The organism is Hydrogenophaga pseudoflava, from assembly GCF_031020795.1.
Classification (GTDB): Bacteria; Pseudomonadota; Gammaproteobacteria; order Burkholderiales; family Burkholderiaceae_C; genus Hydrogenophaga; species Hydrogenophaga pseudoflava_A.
Window position 1 is genome coordinate 185,883 of the sequence record NZ_JAVHJP010000004.1, and the last position, 16,103, is coordinate 201,985.

The 16,103-nt window shown below is 63.9% G+C and carries 15 protein-coding genes; all 15 read right to left on the reverse strand.

The window, feature by feature from the left end; all coding sequences use genetic code 11:
- Entirely contained in the window at positions 1-1,185 is a 1,185-nt protein-coding gene (locus RCO38_RS14390) for an FkbM family methyltransferase (RefSeq protein ID WP_308329030.1), read from the reverse strand.
- On the reverse strand, positions 1,182-2,405 hold the full coding sequence (locus RCO38_RS14395; RefSeq protein WP_308329031.1) for an ABC transporter ATP-binding protein: 1,224 nt from the start codon (positions 2,403-2,405) through the stop codon (positions 1,182-1,184). Before RCO38_RS14395 ends, RCO38_RS14390 begins: the two co-directional genes overlap by 4 nt.
- Positions 2,406-2,430: 25 nt before the next feature.
- A complete protein-coding gene (locus RCO38_RS14400; RefSeq protein WP_308329032.1) occupies positions 2,431-3,225 on the reverse strand; it encodes an ABC transporter permease in 795 nt (264 codons plus the stop codon).
- A complete protein-coding gene (locus RCO38_RS14405) occupies positions 3,222-4,697 on the reverse strand; it encodes a mannose-1-phosphate guanylyltransferase/mannose-6-phosphate isomerase (protein WP_308329033.1) in 1,476 nt (491 codons plus the stop codon). The genes RCO38_RS14400 and RCO38_RS14405 overlap by 4 nt, the downstream gene beginning before the upstream one ends.
- A gap of 24 nt (positions 4,698-4,721) precedes the next feature.
- Positions 4,722-5,267 carry a dTDP-4-dehydrorhamnose 3,5-epimerase gene (gene rfbC, locus RCO38_RS14410; protein WP_308329034.1) on the reverse strand — a complete coding sequence of 182 codons (546 nt, stop codon included), beginning with the start codon at positions 5,265-5,267 and terminating at the stop codon, positions 4,722-4,724.
- Positions 5,268-5,271: 4 nt separating this feature from the next.
- On the reverse strand, positions 5,272-6,153 hold the full coding sequence (gene rfbA / locus RCO38_RS14415) for a glucose-1-phosphate thymidylyltransferase RfbA (RefSeq protein WP_308329035.1): 882 nt from the start codon (positions 6,151-6,153) through the stop codon (positions 5,272-5,274).
- A gap of 5 nt (positions 6,154-6,158) precedes the next feature.
- Complete coding sequence (rfbD, locus tag RCO38_RS14420; RefSeq protein WP_308329036.1) at positions 6,159-7,046, reverse strand: dTDP-4-dehydrorhamnose reductase; 888 nt, start codon at positions 7,044-7,046, stop codon at positions 6,159-6,161.
- The gene (gene rfbB / locus RCO38_RS14425; protein ID WP_308329037.1) at positions 7,043-8,107 is read right to left on the reverse strand and encodes a dTDP-glucose 4,6-dehydratase; all 1,065 of its coding nucleotides are present in this window, start codon (positions 8,105-8,107) and stop codon (positions 7,043-7,045) included. Before rfbB ends, rfbD begins: the two co-directional genes overlap by 4 nt.
- A 97-nt stretch (positions 8,108-8,204) precedes the next feature.
- A complete protein-coding gene (locus RCO38_RS14430) occupies positions 8,205-8,936 on the reverse strand; it encodes a glycosyltransferase (protein WP_308329038.1) in 732 nt (243 codons plus the stop codon).
- A complete protein-coding gene (locus RCO38_RS14435; RefSeq protein WP_308329039.1) occupies positions 8,933-9,895 on the reverse strand; it encodes a glycosyltransferase family 2 protein in 963 nt (320 codons plus the stop codon). Before RCO38_RS14435 ends, RCO38_RS14430 begins: the two co-directional genes overlap by 4 nt.
- A gap of 34 nt (positions 9,896-9,929) precedes the next feature.
- The gene (locus tag RCO38_RS14440; protein WP_308329040.1) at positions 9,930-10,883 is read right to left on the reverse strand and encodes a glycosyltransferase family 2 protein; all 954 of its coding nucleotides are present in this window, start codon (positions 10,881-10,883) and stop codon (positions 9,930-9,932) included.
- A complete protein-coding gene (locus tag RCO38_RS14445) occupies positions 10,880-11,950 on the reverse strand; it encodes a glycosyltransferase (RefSeq protein ID WP_308329041.1) in 1,071 nt (356 codons plus the stop codon). The genes RCO38_RS14440 and RCO38_RS14445 overlap by 4 nt, the downstream gene beginning before the upstream one ends.
- Positions 11,951-11,961: 11 nt before the next feature.
- Entirely contained in the window at positions 11,962-13,758 is a 1,797-nt protein-coding gene (locus RCO38_RS14450) for an SGNH/GDSL hydrolase family protein (protein WP_308329042.1), read from the reverse strand.
- A gap of 30 nt (positions 13,759-13,788) precedes the next feature.
- On the reverse strand, positions 13,789-14,955 hold the full coding sequence (locus RCO38_RS14455) for a nucleotide sugar dehydrogenase (RefSeq protein ID WP_308329043.1): 1,167 nt from the start codon (positions 14,953-14,955) through the stop codon (positions 13,789-13,791).
- Positions 14,956-15,040: 85 nt separating this feature from the next.
- Positions 15,041-15,946 (reverse strand): AEC family transporter, encoded by a 906-nt coding sequence (locus tag RCO38_RS14460; protein ID WP_308329044.1) that lies wholly within the window; start codon positions 15,944-15,946, stop codon positions 15,041-15,043.
- Positions 15,947-16,103: the final 157 nt, after the last annotated feature.

Consider the following 16,103-nt stretch of genomic DNA (forward strand, 5'->3'; position numbering starts at 1 on the left):
CTATTCCCTGTTCTTTGCGTTGACCAGAATCTGGTGAATCTGCCGGGTTCTAGGTGTTGGATCGAGGGGGGGGTCCGCGCCTTCGGGGCTCCTTGGATGTTGCGAGGGGCCCGCTCCACCTGAGGGCTGATCGTCTGTCACTGGTTGCATGCCTCGGAGCTTGTTGACCGCCATGTTGATCCGCTGACGGAGTCCGTAGATCAGCAGCAGGCGAATCTGGATACTCAGCCAGCGCATCGGGGTCGTGATGCGCCAGGAGACGCTGGCCCGCATGGCAGCAACCGATTGAACGAGTTCCTGGCATGTCCCGTGGGCCGCCTGGAGGTCATTGTTCAGGCGGGCCTGGTCGGCCTCGAGCCGCCGCACGTGTTCATGGCGTTCTGCAAGTTGGGACTCGAGCCTTCGTGTGCTCTCCAGATACCGACCCACCAACTCCGCACTACGAAGTGTTTCCTTTTGCGCCTTGAGGGTCTCGTTGCTCGCCAGCCTACAAAGGTCGTGGTCAGCCGCCAGGACATACCCGTCAAAGACGTTGGGCGGCGATCGGAATTTCTCGATCAGGTCCGCATGCGCACTGGATACGTAGAACCGGTTGAGCCCGTCAAAGTAGGCGAAGGTGTATCCCTTTTGGAGAATCAGCTGTTCCCATTCATGATGGGTCTCGGTGATCGACAAGGGCAAGGTGGCTTCGATCACCACAATCCAGGGCCGCACCGGCGCAGTCTTCCAGCCTTCCAGCACGCTCTTTTCTGCTCCCTCCACATCCACCTTCAGCCAGTGCACCTCCCTGTCGCCCTGTGACTGAAGAATCGTGTCGAGGGTCATGACCGGTACAGAGGTCTTCTTGGCGCTGAAGCCTTTGGCGCGGTGCTCTGCGGCGATCTCGGCGCTGGACGTGGACAAACCGGTGTCTGCGAATTCGAAGAAGCTAAGGATGCCTTCCTCCCGACCCAGCGCCACCTGCAGCACCACCTCATCTGGGCGAGCCGTACGGAGCTTGTCAGAGTACTGCAGTGTTGGTTCAACATGCAGGCCTCGCCACCCCCGCTCGTAGAAGGCAAGGCTGACCGAATGCAAAACGGGGTCCTGCGCGCCGACGTCGATGTAGTAGCCTTGTTGAACCTGCCCGAGGGCTCGCCACAGCATGACGTCCTCGAAGTTCTGGGAATGGGAGACAAAGGTCATTGCTGGCCGATTTCAATAGAGGGGTCGATCCACGCAAGTCCCGCAAAATGGGCTTTGTTGAGGTTGACGACGGTGAACACCAGGGCCAAGTCTTTCCATTCGTAGTTGTTCACCAGGTGGGTGTCGGAACTCGTCAGGGCGGTCTGTATGGAATAGGTTCCGGGTCCGAGGTTGGCAGGGAAACTGACTTCATACCTCAGCTGGGTGCCTGCCCGCACTTGGTTCAGTACCTGGTTTTTGAGGTACGTGTTGGTTCCGTACACCACATGACCCAGTCGGTCCTTGATGCCGTAGCCCATCACCAGCTGATCGAGATCGCGGGTGACGCTGACGTCGATCCGCAGCGTCACCTGTTGACCCACATCGACCACCTCGACGGCATTGCCTTCATCGTCCCGAAGAGAGACGTGTGTGGTCTTGGCTTCGCCTGTTCCGGAGATGGTCTGCTTTTTGCCATCGTCCTTGACCACGGTCTGAACCGTCTGGTTCTGGTTGCTGGCCAGCATCGCGTTGTAATAGTCCATCACCTCTTCGGGTGCGCCTTCCATGACCAGTTTTCCTGCGCTCAGCAGGATGGCCCGGTCGCAGATGGACTGGATGGCGCCCTTGTCGTGGCTGACGATCAGCAGCGTTGTGCCCAGCTCCCGGAACTCGCGGATGCGCGCGAAGCTCTTGTGCACGAAATACGCATCACCGACCGACAGCGCCTCATCCACGATCAGGATGTCCGGCCGGATGGCGGTGGCCACGCTGAACGCCAGGCGCATCTGCATGCCGCTGCTGTAGACCCGCACAGGCTCGTCGATGTACTCGCCGATTTCTGCGAAAGCTTCAATATCGGGCATCAGCCGGTGGATTTCTTCCACTGAGTAGCCCAGCAGCTGCCCGGACATCACAGCGTTCTGCCGTCCGGTGAAGTCTGGGTGAAAACCCATGCCCAACTCCAGCATCGCGGCAACGCGCCCAGTCATCTGTACCGACCCGGTGGTGGGGCGGGTGGTGCCGGTGATCATTTTGAGCAGGGTGCTTTTGCCTGCGCCGTTGATGCCGATGATGCCGACGGCTTCGCCGGGGTTTACCGTGAAGTTGATGTCCTGCAGCACCCACTTGAGGGTGTGCTGCCGGGGATAGAAAGGCAGCAGCCATTCGGCCAGTCGGGCGCGGCGCGACTTGTACTGCTTGTAGGCTTTGCCCAGGTTGTTGACGGTGATCGTGCCCATGATGATGAGTTCTGTGGGCTGTGTCTCAGAGTTCGTCCACCATTTCGCCGGACCGGCGGCGGAACAGGTACAGGCCGTAGGCGCACAGCGCCAGCGACAGCACCACCACCGGCCACAGGCTGTACCAGTTCGGCCAGCGGCCGTACACCAGCACCTCCTGATAGGCGGTGATCAGGCGGAACATGGGGTTCCAGCGCATGTAGGCCTGACCTTCCGCGGGCAGGATAGAGAGAGGGTAGACGACCGGTGTGAGCCAGAACCAGAAGGTCAGGAAGATGCCGAAGAACTGCCCGACGTCGCGGAAGAACACGTTGAGCATGCCCAGCGTGATGCCGAGACCGATGGCGAAGGCCACCTGCAACGCCAGCAACGGGACCATGGCCATGAAGACCAGGCCGGGAAAGTTGCCGCTGACGATCAGAAAGATCAGGAAGAGGCCGAAGACGATTGCGAAGTTCAGCAGTGCGTTGCTGACCACGATCGCTGGCAGGCACAGCCGCGGGAAGCTCAGCTTCTTCAGCAGATTGCCGTTGGCCACGAACATGTTGGTGGCGCTGTTGGTGATCTCTGCAAACAGGCCCCAGGTCAGCAGGCCCGAGCACAGATAGATGCTGAATGCGTACGCTCCCTCCACCTGGGGCAGGCGCGCTTTCATCACCTCGGAAAAGATGACCGTGTAGACCACGATCATGGACAGCGGATTCAAGATGTTCCAGGCTGCGCCGAGCACGGAGTTCCGGTACTTGGACTGGAATTCCCGCTTGACGCTGCCCAGGATGAAACCCCGGTATGCCCAGAGGGCGCGGAACACCTGTGTCATATCCTGCCGTACACGTCGGCCAGGCGAACAATGTCGTCTTCGCCCAGGTAGCTGCCGCACTGCACCTCGATCAGCACCAGTTCCCCTTCGCCGACGTTGGTCAGGCGGTGGCGCTCCTTCAGAGGGATGAACCTGTACTCGCCTGCGCAGGTGGCGAACTCGGCTTCTCCGATCTGGACCAGGGCATTGCCCTGCACGACGACCCAGTGTTCCGCCCGTTTGTGGTGGTACTGGAGACTCAGGCTCTGGCCGGGCCGGACCGTGATGCGCTTGACCTTGTAGCCGTCCTCTTCCTTGAGGGTGGCGTAGGTGCCCCACGGACGCTGCACTGCGGCAGGCAGCATGGTGGTCTGGTGCGCCGCGCTGTCAGGGTGCCGTTCTTTGAGCATCTCGACCACGCGCTTGACGTTCTGTGCCTGTTCCTTGCTGGCCACCAGCAGGGCGTCGGGCGTGTCCACCACCACCAGGTCCTTGACGCCGACGGTGGCGATCACCTTGTGCCCGTGGCTTTCCACATGCACATGGGTGCCGGTGGTGTCGACGGCCGCCCAATGGACGTCTTCGGCAATGCCCATGGTGTTTCCGGCCGCGTCCGCCGAGTGCGCCGAAGCCACCGAGGGCCATGCGCCCACATCGCTCCATCCAAAGCGGGCCGGTACGAGCATGACATTGCGCGCTTTTTCCATCACCGCATAGTCGATGCTGATGTCCGGCTGCAGGCCGAAGGTGTGAGCATCAAAACGGGTGACCTGTGCAGCGCCGACGGCACCCGTGGGAGGCAACGCCGTCGTGTGGCCGCTGTCCATCACCGATTGCGCCGTTGACAGCACGTCAGGGGCATGTTCCGCCAGTGCATCGAGCACACATTTGGCGGTGAAGCAGAACATGCCGCTGTTCCAGTAATAACGGCCGGTGGCCAGGTACTCCTGTGCGGTGGCCAGATCGGGTTTCTCGACAAATTGCAGCACCGGCTGGGCCTGCCTGCCGATCTTGGCGACCTCGATGTAGCCAAAACCCGTTTCAGGGCCTGTGGGCTGAATGCCGAACACCACCAGGTGCCCCTCGCTGGCGTGCCTGGCTGCTTCGAGGGCGTTCGCCACAAAGGACTCTGTGTCGGGAATCAGGTGGTCGGCCGGCAGCACCAGCATCACGGCGTCGTCGCCATGCAGCCTCTGGCAGGCCAGGGCCGCCAAGGCGATGGCCGGTGCCGTATTGCGCCCCTTCGGTTCGAGAAGGTAATGGGGGTTGGGCGGGTCCGACATCTCCGCCAGCAGACCCTGCGTCAGGAACAGGTGGTCCTGGTTGGTTACCACGATCAAGTGATCGGTGCCGCAGGCCTGGCCGCGGCCGATGGCCTGCTCCAGCAGGGTGCGGCCACCCAGCTTCATGAACGGCTTGGGATAGGCTTGGCGGGACGCAGGCCACAGGCGCGTGCCAGCGCCACCGGAAAGGACGACAGAAACGAGCTTCATCGGCAGCGGGCCATTCCGGTTGGATCAATCAAAGACTTCGGCGTTCTTGAGAAGCAGGGCGGCCTGGTCCTTGGCCGACAGATTGGGCGTTCCTTCGAATCCCCAGTCGATGCCCAGATCCGGGTCGTTCCAGAGGATGCTGCGCTCGTGCGCAGGGGCGTAGTAGTCGGTGGTCTTGTAGAGGAACTCTGCGGTGTCGCTGAGCACGACAAAGCCGTGGGCAAAACCCTCGGGCACCCACAGCTGGTGCTTGTTTTCGGCCGTCAGGTGGGCGCCGACCCATTGCCCGAACGTGGGCGAGGACCGGCGGATGTCGACGGCAACGTCGAACACCTCGCCCTGGACCACGCGCACCAGCTTGCCCTGCGGCTGCTGGACCTGGTAATGCAGCCCGCGCAGCACGCCCTTGGTGGACTTGGAGTGGTTGTCCTGCACGAAGCGCACGGGGCGTCCCACCGCTTCTTCAAAGCGGGCGTGATTGAAGCTCTCGAAGAAGAAGCCGCGGTCGTCGCCGAACACCTTGGGCTCGAACAGGATGACCTCTGGAATGGACTGGGGGGTCGCTTTCATGGTGTTAGCGCACGTCGTCTTTGATGATCTGCTGGAGGTACTGGCCATAACCGTTCTTGGCCAGTGGCTTGATCAGGCGTTGCACCTGCTCGACGTCGATCCACTTGCTGCGGTAGGCGATTTCCTCCGGGCAGGCCACCTTCAGGCCCTGGCGCTTCTCCAGGGTGGCAATGAACTGGCCTGCCTCCAGCAGGCTGTCGTGGGTGCCGGTGTCCAGCCATGCGTAGCCACGGCCCATCACCTCCACCTGCAGCGAGCCGGCTTCCAGGTACAGGCGGTTGAGGTCGGTGATCTCCAGCTCGCCGCGGGCCGAGGGCTTGAGGTTCTTGGCCAGCTCCACCACCTGGTTGTCGTAGAAGTACAGGCCGGTGACCGCGTAGTTGCTCTTGGGCTTGGCCGGTTTCTCTTCCAGGCTGAGCACCTTGCCCGAAGGGTCGAACTCGGCCACGCCGTAGCGCTCGGGGTCGTGCACGTGGTAGGCGAAGACGGTGGCGCCATCGGGTCGGCGCGTGGCGTTGCCCAGCAGGGCCGCGAAGTCGTGACCGTAGAAGATGTTGTCGCCCAGCACCAGCGAGGAGGGGGCGTTGCCGATGAACTGCTCACCGATGATGAAGGCCTGGGCCAGGCCGTCGGGGCTGGGCTGCACCGCGTACTGAAGGTTCAGGCCCCACTGGCTGCCATCGCCGAGCAGGTCGGTGAAGCGCGGCGTGTCCTGCGGGGTGGAGATGACCAGGATGTCTCGGATACCGGCGAGCATGAGGGTGCTCAGCGGGTAATAGATCATCGGCTTGTCGTACACGGGCATGAGCTGCTTGCTCACCGCCTGCGTCACGGGGTACAGGCGCGTGCCGGAGCCGCCGGCCAGGATGATGCCTTTTCTGTTCATGGCGTTCACAGGATCTGTTGCAGGATGTGGTTCAGCCCTTCTTGCCAAGGCGGCAGGCGCAGGCCGAAGGTCTCGGTGAAGCGGCGGGTGTCCAGCCGCGAGTTCAAGGGGCGGCGGGCGCGGGTGGGGTAGTCGGCGCTGGCGATGGGGTGGACGTCCGCTGGCGTCAGGCTCAGCGGTCGACCCGCCCGAAGGGCACGCTCGATCACGAAGCGGGCGTAGTCGCACCAGGAGGTCTCTCCGCCGGCGCTCATGTGGTACAGGCCGAACGGAAAGGTCACGTCGTGGCGCATGCGCATGACCATGTGCGCGGTCAGATCGGCGATCAGGGCGGCCGAGGTGGGGGCACCCACCTGGTCGTGAACCACGTTCAGCTCCTTGCGCTCGGCCGCCAGGCGCAGCATGGTTTTGGCGAAATTGTTTCCGTGGGCACCCACCACCCAGCTGGTGCGCAGGACCAGGTGCCTCGGATTGCCGCGCATCAGCGTCAGTTCGCCGTCGCGCTTGCTTCGCCCATAGGCCCCCAGCGGCGCGGTCGGGTCGGTTTCCACGTAAGGCGTGGCCTTCTCCCCATCGAAGACATAGTCGGTGGAGTAATGGATGACGGCCGCCCCCAAGCGGGCCGCTTCCTCACCCATGACCGCTGGCGCGACGGCATTGACCGCCATGGCCAGCCGTCCATCGGCTTCGTCTTCGGCGCGGTCGACGGCGGTGTATGCGGCGGGATTGACGATGAGGTCGGGGCGCGATGCCCTGATCAGGGCGCGCAGCGCTTGTTCGTCGGCCAGGTCGCAGTCGCCCGAATCCACTGCATGAACGGTGCCCAGTGGTGCCAGGGCTCTCTGCAACTCAAACCCGACCTGGCCGTTTCTGCCGGTCAGGAGGATCTTCATGCAAGCGCTCCGTACTGCTGGCCGATCCAGTTGCGGTAGTCGCCGCTCTGCACATGCGCCACCCAGTCGGGATGGTCGAGGTACCACTGCACCGTCTTGCGGATGCCGGTCTCAAAGGTCTCGGCGGGCTTCCAACCCAGTTCGCGGTGGATCTTGGTCGCGTCAATGGCGTAGCGGCGATCATGACCCGGGCGGTCTTTCACGTAGGTGATCTGCGTGGCGTAGGACTGGCCGTCGGCACGGGGGCGCAGGTCGTCCAGCAGTGCGCATACCGTCTTCACGATTTCGATGTTCGGCTTTTCGTTCCAGCCGCCCACGTTGTAGGTTTCGCCGGTGGTACCGGCTTCCAGCACGCGGCGGATGGCGCTGCAGTGGTCCTTGACGAACAGCCAGTCGCGCACCTGCATGCCGTCGCCATAGACTGGCAGCGGCTTGCCGGCCAGGGCATTGACGATCATCAGCGGGATCAGCTTCTCGGGGAAGTGATAGGGACCGTAGTTGTTCGAGCAGTTGGTGGTCAGCACCGGCAGGCCGTAGGTGTGGTGGTAGGCGCGCACCAGGTGGTCGCTGGCCGCCTTGGAGGCCGAGTAGGGGCTGTTGGGGGTGTAGGGCGTGGTTTCGGTGAACGGGGCATCGTTCGGTCCGAGCGTGCCGTAGACCTCGTCGGTCGACACGTGCAGGAACCGGAAGGCCGACTTGGCTTCGCCTTCAAGGGAGCCCCAGTACGCGCGCACGGACTCCAGCAGGTGGAAGGTGCCGACAACATTGGTCTGGATGAAGTCCTCGGGGCCGTGGATGGAGCGGTCGACGTGGCTCTCAGCGGCGAAGTTCACCACCGCACGGGGCCGGTGTTCGGCCAGCAGCCGGTCCACCAGGGCGCGGTCACCGATGTCGCCTTGAACAAAGATGTGTGCGGAGTTGCCCTGCAGGCTGGCCAGGTTCTCGGGGTTGCCGGCGTAGGTCAGCTTGTCCAGATTCACCACGGGTTCCTGGGACTGTGCGACCCAGTCGAGCACGAAGTTCGCGCCGATGAAGCCTGCGGCGCCGGTTACCAGAATCATCTTTTCTCCTGCTTGGTGTGTCGGGCGAATCCGTGAAGACCCATCACGCAACCCAGGGATGCGGTGGATCTTTGGCGGGTATGTCTTGCGGGGATGGCTACACCTGAGGCAGACGACCCAGGTGCTTGCCGAAGTAGCGCGCCATGCTCGCCGCGTGCCAGCGCATGTACCGGAAGTTGTGCCGGCTGGCGCGCTGGGCCTCATGCACCACCGTGACCCCCGGATCGCACATCACTTTCCACCCCGATTTCCACAGGCGGGCGCAGATGTCCACATCCTCGTAATAGAGGTGGAATTTAGCATCAAAGCCTCCCACATCCCGAAACGCCTCGGTGCGGAACAGCAGAAACATGCCCGCCGCCCATTCGACGGGGCGTGCCAAGGACTGGGGTGTCAGGTGGCAGCGCCCGTCGTCCACGCCTGCGAGTTTCAGCGCCAGGTTCCACGGAGTGGGAAAGCGCCGGGCGTTGTCCTCCGGTTGGCCGGTCGGGCCGAGCACGAGCGGCGCCACCAGTCCCACCGAAGGGTCCTGCATGGCGGCCAGCAGCCCCGGGAACGGGTTGGACAACAGGCGGATGTCCGGGTTGGCGACACAGTAGAACGGCTGTGTACAGCCCTCGAAGGCCTGGTTGTGGTTGCCGGCGAACCCCATCGGTGACGGGTTGCGCTGTGTCCGGGCGATCAGGCCGGGGGGCGGGAGCAGGGGGGCGTCCGGGATGTTCTCGGTCACCACCAGCTCATCCACCTCGGGTGTACCGGCCAGGTCCTGGAGGAACTGGTTGGCCAGCCGGGCCTGGCCGTGGCTGACCATGGACAGGCGGATGCTCACAGGCGCCTCAGCACGCGGTAGATCAGGCGCTGCACGGGTGGAAATGGCAACGACAGCTGGGACGCCAGCCACGTCGTCCATCGCTGGCGGGCGGTGAGCTCGCCGCCGAACCGGGCCAGGAATCCGCGCGCCTGGCGGGCGTTGAGGCGAAAGATCTCGCCATGCCGGTCATCGAACAAACGGTGCAGGATGGTCTTGAAGGCCACGGGCTTGTCCTGCGCCTTGGCACCGATGGCGTTGCTGGCGTGCTGGCGGTAGTCGATCAGGGGCTGGTCGAGGTAGCGGCGGCTGCCCAGCGCGCTGGCCACCAGCGACAGCCACCAGTCGTGCATGATGGCCTCGGGTGGGACCGGAAGGGCCTTTTCCAGCAGCGCCCGGTTCATCAGACTGGTGCAACCGGTCAGTGTATTGCTCAGGAGTTGGGCCGAAAGGCCGCTGAGGTCGGGCCGCAGGCCCTGGTAGCGGGCCATGGAAGGCGCGATTTCCCGGCCATCCTCTTCGATGACACGCAGGTCGCTGTGCACCAGCGCGGGGGCCCCAGGACGCGCCTGTTCAAGCGAACGGATGGCGGCCAGTCCGATGGCCAGCTTGTCGTCGTGCCAGACGTCGTCCTGATCGGAAAGTGCAATGTAGGCTGCCCGTCCCCATCCGGCCGGCGCCAGATCCAGGGCCTGCCGCATCAGGCAGGAGAAGTTCCCGCTGGCGCCCAGGTTGCCCAGGTCGTCCTTGAGCACGGTGATGCGATCCGGCCAGCGCAGTCGCAACTCGTGCAACAGAACCGGTGAGCCGTCGTTCGAGCCATCGTCGCGGCACAGAAGGTGGGTGTTCACGCCGCTCTGGTTCAGGATGGATTCGACCTGTTGCGTGAGAAAGCGCTGGCCGTTGTACACAGGCAGCAGCACCAGCACCCCGGGCAATGCGGCGGTGTCGGAAAGAGGGGAGGCAAGAGGCTGGCTCATGGAGAAGAAAAGGGTGTCCGGCAATAGGACCCGGTCAGAGCTGGTTGAGCGCCAGACCCAGCCAGAACGAGGCGCGGCCGGAACGGGTCTGCCGCCAGAGACCGCTGTGGCGTCCGGCCTGCATGCGTCCGATCAGGTCGGGGCGGCGGCGCATGTCCTGGAACTTGCGCAGCACCTCCAGCGCCTTGGGCTGCAACTCGTTGGCGATGTCGTTCATGGCCGCTTCCGTCTGGTCCCCCCAGGCCCGGTACTGCCCTTTGAACAGCATGCCCATGCGCAGCACCTTGTCCCAGGATCGGCCTTGCGATCCGATCAGGTTGTCGGCGTGCTGCCGGTAGAGCAGGCAGGGCTCCGGGTCGAAGTGCATCTGTCCGCCGCAGCCGGTGACGACCTGGTAGGCCGTCCAGTCGTGCAGGACCGAGTGTTCGGGTTTGACCCGGCGCATCAGCCGCAGCAGCGGCTGGTTGAACACCATGGTGTTGCCGCTGGCGACGTTCTGCAGCAGGGCGTTGCCAAACCCCAGGGGGCGTTGCGGCAGGCGGCTCACGCCGATGGGCTCCAGCCGCTCATTGACCAGGCGGGTGCGCCCCGCATACAGCGCCGGCTGGCCCGTGGTCGGCCGCAAGGCCCGCAGCGCATCGACCGCGCGCGCGAGCTTTTCAGGTAGCCAGACGTCGTCCTGGTCGCTGAATGCGATGAGGTCGTGGCTGGAGGTGATCTCGACGGCACGCAGGAGGTGGAAAAAGTTGGCGGTGGAGCGCCGTCCCGGCCCTTTGAGAAGCCGGACGCGGTGGTCGCCGTGTGTGCGAGCGAAGGCCTCGCACATCGCGAGGGTGTCGTCCGTAGATCCGTCGTCGCTGACGGTCAGCGTCCAGTTGGTGTGGGTCTGGCAAGCGATCGATTCCAGCTGCTCGCGGATGTACCGGGCGCCCTGGTAGGACGCCAGCAGCACATGCACACGGGGTTGGGCGCCGGACGGTTCGTTCATTCGGCGGTGCTGCGCGTTCCCAGCACCTCGTGCAGGATCGCCGTGAAGCGCTTTCCGAAGGTCTCCGTGGCGCACTGCTGCTTGAACACGGCGTGGCCGTTGGTCGCGATGCGGTGGCGCAGGGCTTCGTCGTTCTTCAGGCGCAGGATGGCATCGGCCAGTGCCTGCGGGTCGGCCGGATTCACCAGCAGCACGCTCTCGCCGTCCTTGAGCAGTTCCTGCACCGGCTCGTTGCGGCTGGTAATCAGGGGTTTGCCCACACCGATCGCTTCCACCACCTTGTTGGTCAGCACAAGCTTGGCGCGCTCGTTGTCGCCAAAGATGCCCAGGCACACATCGGCCCGGGCCATCAGGGCGGCCAGTTCGGCGTAAGGCACGGGGCCGAGGAAGTTCACATGTGGCAGGCCAAGTTCTCGGGCCAGCTGCATGTCTTCCTCGAAGGTGAGGCCCTTGCCGACAATCTGGAACTTCACACCATGGGGTTCCAGCAGCTTGGCCGCCTTGAGGATGTGGCGCACCCCGTGGAAGGGGATGTACTCGCCATGGAAGTGCACGAGGAACTCGCCATCGGCAGGCCGTGAGGGACCGGGCTTGATCACGCTGTCGTCCACCGCCAGGAAGAGGCGGCGGAACTTGCTGGTTTCGGTGTGGATGGTGCGGCCGAAATGGCCAATGACGTAGTGGCTGTCCAGGATCGACAGCTTGGTCATCTTGTAGGACAGCCAGTCGCTGAGGCCGTAGATGCGGGCCTTGAGGGTGCCGGGTGCCGCCTTTTCGCGGTCGAAGACCATCGTGTCGTAAGTCGTGATGTACATGTCGAACAGGATGGGCTTCCAGGTGAGCAGCCGCACCAGCGGTGCGAGCAGCTGACCGTAGAAGCCCACCACGACCGCATCACAGCGGGGCGCGTTCAGCAGTGTCTTCAGCAGCAGGCCGGGGTAGTGCTTGAACGACTTGTCCTTCGGCAGGCATTCGATGACCTCGAAGCCGTTCCGGCGCATGGCGTTGAGCACGATGCGGGTGCGCGAGTAGGTGGCCTCCCGTCCGGCGACATACAGGATTTTCATCAAAGGCAGGGTCAGAAGCGGAGGTTGGCCTTGAGCACCACACTTTGGGTCTTGCGCACATCCTGCAGCTGGGCGCCGTAGGTGGCACTGAACTGGAGGTGGCGGGCCACCTCCATGGTGGCCTGCAGACCCAGCTGGGTGCGCTCGACCTTCGACAGCGGGAAGATTTCACGCTGCACGACACCGGGCGAGCCCGACTCGCGCATCGACACCGTCACGGTGTCGCGGGACAGGCTGGAGGTGTGGTGCAGGCTGCCGCCGAACCGCAGCTTGCGCTGGCCGCTCAGACTGATGGGGTCCGTTTGCAGGTCCACGCCGATGCCCGAGAGCCACTCGTTGACCCGGTTGGAGCTGAACAGCACGTCGGTGGTGTAGAGGGTGGACGTCAGGGCCGGGTCCAGGCTGTGCGACTGGTTGGTCAGCGACACCCAGGGCGTCACGCTGAAGAAATCGCCACGCATCGGGTAGCGCATCTTGTTCTCGAACGACCAGGTGCTGCCGCTCTGGCGGTTCTCCAGCGTGCGGCGGACCAGACCGTCCTGTGCGTGGCTGGCGAAATTCAGGTCGAGGTGAGAGAACTGGCTGCTCATCACCCAGCCCGACACCGGCTTGTTCCAGTACAGCGACACCGCGTCGGAGGTGTACTGCTTGGAGTTGCGCATTTCGGTCGTGGACAGGTACTTGGCCTGGCCCTGCTGGAACACGGCGACGCCCATGCGGCTGCTCTGCGCGTTGTCGGCCGACCCGACGCGCATGTCGAAGGCCAGGCCGGTCGGCGCCGAGGCCTGCTGCGTATGGGCAAACGGCTGGAACACCCTGGTGTTGCGCGCGTTGAACTGGAAGGCATCGCCCTCCCGCAGGCCCAGGGGCAGCAGCCGGAAGCCGGGCTGCAGCGTCTTCTGCTCGGCCATGGACAGCACCAGCGTGCCGTTGTCGATGTCCTGGTTGATGCGCCCGGCCGAATCGGCGCCGGCGCTCACGCTGTTGGCCCAGTCCCAGCCGCGGGTCAGGTAATGCTGGTAAACGCGGGTGATGATGTCCTGGCCCCGGTTGCCGAAGTGGGTGGCGTCGTGATACAGCGTGTCGGTGGCCGAGCGGGAAGGGTTGGCCGTCGAGACGTTGTTGAAGCCGAACTTGCCCGGCTCGTTGAACACGCGCTGGAACACGGTGTACATGTCCACGGCGATCACGTTGGGGGTGGCGTTGGCCACTGACGCGATGTAGTTGTTCCAGCCGATCACCTGTTTGGACGCCAGAGACGATACGCCCGGTCCGCGGCCCCAGTCGTGCAGCTGGGTGACAAACAGCCTGCGGTTGTCGGCCGCCGCACCGGCCGCGATCAGGCGCGCCACACCATCCGAATAGCCCTTCTTGGCGTTCGTCAGGTTGTTGTCCGGCGAACCGTTGCGACCCATGTCGTTGTGGCCGAGGTAGACCACGGTCAGATCCCGGTCGGCGATGGCGCTGCCCCGGCTCTTCCAGTTGTCGATCTGTTTGTCGAAGGCACGGGCCTCGCCATAGCTGGCGCGGGCACCACCGATCGCATAGATGTCGGACTTGGTGACCGTTCCACGACCCTGCATCTGCGTGGCCCAGTTGATGGTGCCGATGGAGTTGGTGAAGTTCGGGTCGGAGTAGCTGTCACCGAACACCCGCATGGTGTTCACGTGCACCTCGCCGATCGAACTGCCGCCACTGCTGCTGTACGGGTTGGCCACCGAAGGGGTGGAGCCACCGGAACTGGCGCAGCCGGTGATCAGGGCCGTGACCGCCAGGGTCATGGTCGACAGGGCGTGGTGGGACTTCATGAAGGTTCTCCCCGAAAAGTGTCTGGTGGATCAGTCGCTGCCGAACAGGTCGCGCGTGTAGACCTTGTCCTGCACATCGGCCAGTACTGGCGTGAGGCGGTTGGTGATGATCACGTCCGATTCCTTCTTGAAGGTCTCGAGGTCGTTGACCACCGGCGAATGGAAGAACTCGTCTTCCTGAAGGGCTGGTTCGTAGATGATGACGCGGATGCCTTTGGCCTTGATCCGCTTCATGATGCCCTGGATGCTGGAGGAGCGGAAGTTGTCCGAGCCCGCCTTCATGATCAGCCGGAACACGCCGACCGTCTTGGGCTTCTGCTTCAGGATGCTCTCGGCGATGAAGTCCTTGCGCGTGGTGTTGGACTGGACAATCGCCTGGATCAGATTCTGGGGCACATGCTGGTAGTTGGCCAGCATCTGCCTGGTGTCCTTGGGCAGGCAGTAGCCGCCATAACCGAAGGACGGATTGTTGTAGTGGTTGCCGATGCGCGGGTCGAGGCCCACGCCTTCGATGATCTGGCGCGAGTCGAGGTTGTGCGCTGCGGCATAGGTGTCCAGTTCGTTGAAGTAGGCCACCCGCATGGCCAGGTAGGTGTTCGAGAACAGCTTGACCGCCTCGGCCTCGGTCGAGTCGACGAACAGCACCGGGATGTCCTGCTTGCGCGCGCCTTCCTTGAGCAGCCCGGCGAAGGTCTCGGCCCGCTGCGACCGCTCGCCCACGATGATGCGCGACGGGTACAGGTTGTCGTGCAATGCCTTGCCTTCGCGCAGGAACTCGGGCGAGAAGAGCAGGTTCTGGCATCCGGTCTGTTCGCGCACCTGGGCGGTGTAGCCCACGGGCACCGTGGACTTGATCACCATCACGGCCTGCGGATTGATCTGCATCACGTCGCGGATCACCGCCTCGACCGATCGCGTATTGAAATAGTTGGTCTCGGGGTCGTAGTCGGTGGGTGTCGCGATGATGACGAAGCTGGCGCCTTCGTAGGCCTCGTGCTTGTCCAGCGTGGCGCGCAGGTTCAGTGGCTGGTGGGCCAGGAATTCCTCGATGTCCGTGTCGACGATCGGACTCTTGCGCGCATTGATCAGCGCCACTTTCTCGGGAACGATGTCCAGGGCGACGACCTCGTGGTGCTGGGACAGCAGCACGGCGTTGGACAGACCGACGTAGCCGGTGCCAGCAACCGCAATCTTCATGGAGGGCCTTGTGTAAGAGCGAGTAAGAACCAAACCTAAAACCGCGGAATTTTGCCATAGGGCCCCTGAGACCCTTATGGTTTCCTTAGGCCAGCACTCCCAGCGCGAACGGCAGGCTGACCATGCCCAGCAGCGTGGACAGGGTCACCAGGCCGGCCACATAGGGCCCGTCGTAGCCCATGCGGGCCGCCAGCACGTAGCAGCTGGAGGCGGTCGGCACGGCAGAGAACATCAGCAGGATGGTGGTCTGCGCCGTGTCGAGGCGGAAGGCCATGGCCACCCCGAAGGCCAGCAGCGGCATGCCCAGGTGCTTCGCGCACAGCACCATGATGCCCAGCTGTTTGGCCTTGGCCAGGCTGCCCAGCTGCATGCCGGCGCCCGCGGCCATCAGGCCAAGGGCCAGCGAGGCTTGACCGATCCGGTTGACCGTCGGCTCCAGCCAGGGCGGGACCGAGAACCCGAGCAGGTTGGCAGCGAGCCCGCTGGCGGTGGCGATGATCAGCGGGTTGCGCACCAGCTCGCGGGCGAAGCCTTTGTTGGCATGGCGCGCCATGGGCCAGACCGCGCCCACGTTGAACAGCGGCACGCAGACCCCGATGAGCACAGCGATCATCAGCAGCCCCTGCGGACCGGCGATTTTGTCGGCCAGCGCCAGGGCGATGAAGGAGTTGAACCGGAAGCCCACCTGCGCGCTGGCGGCGTGAAGCCGGGTGTCCAGCCGGCGGCCCAGCCAGGGCCAGTGGGGCAGCGAATACGCCAAGGCGATGCCACAGATCCCCAGCGCCAGGCCGGCCGCCATCAGGCTGGAGGCGGCGCCCAGATCCAGCGGGCTCTTGACGATCGAGTGGAAAAGCAGGACCGGGAACAGGAAGAAATACACCAGGCTTTCCAGCGGTTCCCACACCTTGCGGTTCAGGGCGGTGAAGCGGCACACCAGATAGCCGCAAAGGATCAGCGAGAAATCGGGAAAGAGCAGTTGGGCGAAGTTCACCAGGCGAGCATAGCGTCCGGCATGCACCGCTTCCGGGGGTTTGTACTTATGTAGTCTCCCCATGGTCAAGCGGGAGCGGGCTGACTACAGTCCCTGGGGAGTTGGCAGGGGTAATATGCCCGCTGCTATTGTTTTGTGCACAACGAAGGAGATATCG

Coding starts and splice junctions, on each gene's coding strand:
- RCO38_RS14390 (WP_308329030.1), bottom strand. CDS start 1,185: ATGACCTTTGTCTCCCATTCCCAGAACTTCGAGGACGTCATGCTGTGG.
- RCO38_RS14395 (WP_308329031.1), bottom strand. CDS start 2,405: ATGGGCACGATCACCGTCAACAACCTGGGCAAAGCCTACAAGCAGTAC.
- RCO38_RS14400 (WP_308329032.1), bottom strand. CDS start 3,225: ATGACACAGGTGTTCCGCGCCCTCTGGGCATACCGGGGTTTCATCCTG.
- RCO38_RS14405 (WP_308329033.1), bottom strand. CDS start 4,697: ATGAAGCTCGTTTCTGTCGTCCTTTCCGGTGGCGCTGGCACGCGCCTG.
- rfbC (WP_308329034.1), bottom strand. CDS start 5,267: ATGAAAGCGACCCCCCAGTCCATTCCAGAGGTCATCCTGTTCGAGCCC.
- rfbA (WP_308329035.1), bottom strand. CDS start 6,153: ATGAACAGAAAAGGCATCATCCTGGCCGGCGGCTCCGGCACGCGCCTG.
- rfbD (WP_308329036.1), bottom strand. CDS start 7,046: ATGAAGATCCTCCTGACCGGCAGAAACGGCCAGGTCGGGTTTGAGTTG.
- rfbB (WP_308329037.1), bottom strand. CDS start 8,107: ATGATTCTGGTAACCGGCGCCGCAGGCTTCATCGGCGCGAACTTCGTG.
- RCO38_RS14435 (WP_308329039.1), bottom strand. CDS start 9,895: ATGAGCCAGCCTCTTGCCTCCCCTCTTTCCGACACCGCCGCATTGCCC.
- RCO38_RS14440 (WP_308329040.1), bottom strand. CDS start 10,883: ATGAACGAACCGTCCGGCGCCCAACCCCGTGTGCATGTGCTGCTGGCG.
- RCO38_RS14445 (WP_308329041.1), bottom strand. CDS start 11,950: ATGAAAATCCTGTATGTCGCCGGACGGGAGGCCACCTACTCGCGCACC.
- RCO38_RS14450 (WP_308329042.1), bottom strand. CDS start 13,758: ATGAAGTCCCACCACGCCCTGTCGACCATGACCCTGGCGGTCACGGCC.
- RCO38_RS14455 (WP_308329043.1), bottom strand. CDS start 14,955: ATGAAGATTGCGGTTGCTGGCACCGGCTACGTCGGTCTGTCCAACGCC.